At 31.8% G+C, this 4,714-nt stretch carries 3 protein-coding genes; all 3 read right to left on the reverse strand.

The window, feature by feature from the left end; genetic code table 11:
• Window positions 1–289 precede the first annotated feature (289 nt).
• The 3 genes from drt3b to PL85_RS19125 all read right to left on the reverse strand — a co-directional run bounded on the left by drt3b (window position 290) and on the right by PL85_RS19125 (window position 3,969).
• A complete protein-coding gene (gene drt3b, locus PL85_RS18345) occupies window positions 290–2,215 on the reverse strand; it encodes an antiviral reverse transcriptase Drt3b (RefSeq protein ID WP_115339717.1) in 1,926 nt (641 codons plus the stop codon).
• Window positions 2,208–3,386, reverse strand: a complete 1,179-nt coding sequence (gene drt3a / locus PL85_RS18350; RefSeq protein WP_115339718.1) for an antiviral reverse transcriptase Drt3a — start codon at window positions 3,384–3,386, stop codon at window positions 2,208–2,210. The genes drt3b and drt3a overlap by 8 nt, the downstream gene beginning before the upstream one ends.
• 229 nt (window positions 3,387–3,615) lie before the next feature.
• Entirely contained in the window at window positions 3,616–3,969 is a 354-nt protein-coding gene (locus tag PL85_RS19125) for an SLATT domain-containing protein (RefSeq protein ID WP_115339719.1), read from the reverse strand.
• Window positions 3,970–4,714 lie beyond the last annotated feature (745 nt).

The following is a 4,714-nucleotide window of genomic DNA, read 5'->3' on the forward strand; positions in this document are numbered from 1 at the left end:
CATTAAAGCGGAGAAGAGCCTCTCAAGTATGGAAAACCCTGATAAGAAAAAGAAAAGACCTGACCCTATCATTTTAGGTGTAAGTCAATCTAAAGCCATGAACCTTGTTGGTATGAATAAATCTAAGTTCTATCGCTTAAAAAAGCACACAAACCTAAATTTCTCATAGTATTCAATTCAAGCGGGTAGGAAGAAAGGTTGGCCCGAGTAAGTGTAGTGTGTGTTGCTATATAGATTAGCAACTCGGCACGGATGCCGTATAGTTCTCGGGCCTTGGGTATTATAATACTTAATACGGAGAACGCAATTGCTTCTTCTTTAGTAGCCGTTTTATTGACAATTCACTCCAATCAACAAACCAATCATTATTACATATGCATTCAATCAGTTCATCTTTAGATACCGACTTAGGAATTACATTCATATCATACAATTTATCGACTATTTTACTCTTGAAATTATTTGTGAGGTAGGGACACCTTAAAGTATCAAATATAATATGAACCGACTCGCTATCCTGTAAAGGATTAGAGCATGAAAATACTTTATTAAATGCCTTGTCACACAAATCAACTTTCAACTTGTAAAAGTTACTATTATTCTTTATGAAGTAAAGACCTACTACTAATTGGAAGTAGTTTACAGTGTCAACTTCATCTTTAACGTTAAGTAGATTTTTTATATCGTCATTAGATAAACTATTTTCAGTATTCAACGATTGCAATGAAAGAGCCAAATTCAATGATTCTACGTTTTCAGTTCCTCTAATAGAATTTTTTATTGAAAACTTAGCTTCTTGAATTATCTTATCCGTTATCATCAATTCAGATTCATAATCTAACTTTTTACATATATCAGAAATCTGAAGTATAATTTCACTAATTATATATGTAGATCTAACACGGCTATCCATAGAATAGATAAAGAAAGACACTTCTGCTATCAATAACAGAAAACGTGATATTGAGTCAGATGTCTTGCTATCCATATTTGACGTTGAATACACGTGGCTAAGTTCAGATATTTTCCTTCTTAGTATTGTTAGGAAATACCCACTAATGCTCTCATACGCTACTTCGTGATTACTTACGATGCACTTCAACTTCGTGATAAATTTATTAGATAGTTTATTGTAATTGTAAAAGCTTGATGTTGTTGTTAACTCCTCCTTTTTTATATCAATATTAACATGTTTAAACAACTCATCAAAAAATGCACTAATAGACATCTTTGCACTAGTAACACCAGTGATAAAAGGTCTATTTAGATGTTCATCTTTAGATTCATTTATAAACAACTTGTAATTGGATAGGTTGTCCAGTGCACATTTTTTAATTGGCGAAAGAATATTATCATCATTGTAAAATAAAAAGTAATCATCAACATACCTTTTTATTACATAATCTCGCCCATACCTTATATTATTATTGGCTAACAAAATCTCAATTTTCGAATCAATTTTTTGCAGCAATATTTCAGCGTATATTCGAGAGAATTCAGGACCTATAACAATACCGTGATTTCTTCCGTAATTTACATATGAAATTAAATCAGAAAAAACACTTTCAAATGAACTGTTTGAATTGCGTGTACTCCTAAGTAGTTCTTCCCCTCTAAGTGCTGTTGGTAACATATCTGTAGATAAGTTCTCAAAGCACTTGGATACGTCAAATTTGTGTAGCTTACAGAACTTCCTCTCGATTCTATGGAATGTATAAGAATCGTAGAACTTATATAGAAAATTATATTTCTTATATGTAAAGAACGAACTCGCATATGCAGGAATTACTTGTTCATTATCAGGTTGAAGGTCTACTCCTTCATCTTTTATTTGACTTTCTACATCTATTTCAGGTGTTTCTAAATAAAATAATGCTGTATCAACAGGATATCTCAAAGAGTACTTACTTATACTACATTTTGATTTTATTATTTCGTTATGATTTCGGTAAAAACTAACAAACTTAGCCTGTCCATATGGATGTATCAAGCTTAGCTTTCTCGTTGAAGACTCACTTTTCTTAATTTTAAAATCGAAAGGCTTCGTTTCCTTAAGAGAGGAAAATAATGTTCTAAAGAGGTCGTGATTTTTCTCGTCACTTAAGTATGAGTAAAAACCTTCATTTGTCACAATAAAAGGAAGTTCATAAGGTTGGACTTCTGTAAGAACTATTCTGTTATAGTCATGTTTATTTATTTTTATCTCGCTAGCCATGTTTCCAGCACCTTACAATATTAGATATTTCTTTACTCGAAAAGCTGACCATACGTTTATTGATATAACCTTCAAAAAATGACATCCTAATACATTGACTTACTACCGAAGAGGGTATTAGCCTAACTAGTTTAGCTAAGCTACCTCTCTTTGCTGTGAGTGACTTTCTTAAAAATTCATTCAATTCGGCTAGCTGAGAATAGTCAGTTATATATTGATTATTATAGTATATACCTGCTTTCAAATTGTTTGACTCAGTTTTAGTGTGTATTTTGTAGTTACTAGTCAAAAACATAATACGGTTAATTAATAGTTCATCGTCCTTATTTTTCCTATAATCCACTATTGACTTTATTACTCTTGTCTTTATTTCTTTGACTTTGTTAGTTGAAAGGGAGTATTTCGAACTTTTATTACTCAATCTAAATTTCACACCTAAGTAATCAAATTCATTTTCAAGGCCTCTATCATTGATAACCATATACTTTTCATTGACTGATAAGCCTAATGATTCTAGTCCTTTATTTAAAGCAAGATCTACTTCTTCTACATTGTCTAGACAGATAATTATTATATCATCCACATACCTGGCATAATAATACACATTACTATTTGATTTGATATATGAATCAAAATCTCTTAGGTATAATTCCGACAAAGTTGAACTTATTGACAAACCACGAGGAAGACCTGAGCAAGAATTATCAATCAAAAATTTATTTAGTTGATTCAATTTATGAATCATCATACTTCCCAGTAGAGAATCTTTTCTAATTTTATTTATTAAACTCTTTCTAGGCACTTGAGCAAAAAAATCTTTTATATCAGCTCTAATCAATTTATAGTCTGTACCATCATTAATTATATCAATTAACTGTTTGAGGATTTCATTCCTGTTACTATGATTAATGGTATATAGCTTTTTTATTATAGAGTTTAATTTTTTAACTGCAAAGTACTCACTCCTATCATCAACATAGTATACATCCTTATCTTTGATCTTTCTTACCTTAACATTTTCAAACTTGAATGATTCTTGTGATACTTCATACGATATTGATGTTATCGTATTTATAACCAAATCACCGTTAACTCCTAGTGAATATTTAGCCACGTCAGAGCCAGAAACAAGTTTATTTAATGATTGAGGGCTAAATGTTTGATCAAGCATAATTAAAAAACAACTATTGACATGGTTAAAAACAAAGTGATTGCAAATAAAGACACCAAATAATACATGATTATTGGAGCCCAATATTCTAATTTTTCTATTTTGGTAGGATAATCACTTGGTTTAAGATCATCTATATTTTTTTCACTTTTTCTTTCTAATCGCCCTCTTGTATAGTGAAACCTCTTATGATTATCCGCACTTTTTCTTAATACAATATATTCATTTATTATTGACCTATTTTTTTCATCATCATTACTACACAATTCAAGTCGATCATTTCATTACCGCTCCTTAAAGCTCTCTCAGACTTTAATGAATATGAGGCAAAAGATACGACTAATGACAGTATCAAAATTATAATTGAAACTACGATTGAAAATAATTCGACTCGTGAAGGGTTAACAAACAGGCAAAAATCTGCAATAAACTTATTAAATATACTGACAAATATAAGTAATGACGATGCAGATGTAAGTGCAAATAAGGATGTATTGTTTAGTCGTTCATACCTCTTGTGCGCATCAAACTTTGCGTATGCTGTTGTTTTTATTCTTTTTTTAAACGAATTAGTATCAATCATTTTTACACCTTTATATTTCCTATATCAAAAAAATTGTCGTTTAGTTCATGTTACCTTTGCCTAGCTCTTCAATAACAATATTTTGGATATTGAACCCCACAAATAGTGCCTTACTTGTTGATTAAAAACCATAATTTATTTACAGGTATAGTGCCGAATCGAGATGCTGTGCAGATGCAATTGATAAGAATATGTTAGGTCTTTTTTACTTCAAGTTTCATCTTCGTCTAGCACCCCTTGTTATTGCTTTCATCTTTTACACAACATGGGACTAGAAAACTAGTTAGATAGAGTTGTAGAGATATGCGTTACTGTTCCTCGTTCAGTTCCCCTACCAGATAACCCAAAAAATCACGGGGTCGCCTCCTGCCTCTTGCTTCCATTAGTTTTCGTATCGCAAAACTTATAGCTCACAATATATGCTTCGTAGAACGAAACACACAATGGGGCAGAAGTGCTTTAGAGTGATTTTCACAAGAACCTATTACAAAATTGAGGGGGTAGAGTTTGTCCAACAACCTGTTGGGCAATTGGGAAACAGCTTGTTTCACAAATAAATCTCATGATGGTTTCTTGCGTTCTAAACACGTATTGGGGCAAAACTGTTTTAGCAAACCACATCGATCATCATAAATGAAATACTCTCAACGCTCACGAAACTAATTCCCTCCCCTTTTAGGGGAGGGTTAGGGTCTGTCTCTTATACACAAATCCCCAAGCCTCTGCTTGGGGATTTTTTTGAACT

The sequence above is a fragment of the Vibrio anguillarum genome, assembly GCF_001989995.2.
GTDB lineage: Bacteria > Pseudomonadota > Gammaproteobacteria > Enterobacterales > Vibrionaceae > Vibrio > Vibrio anguillarum.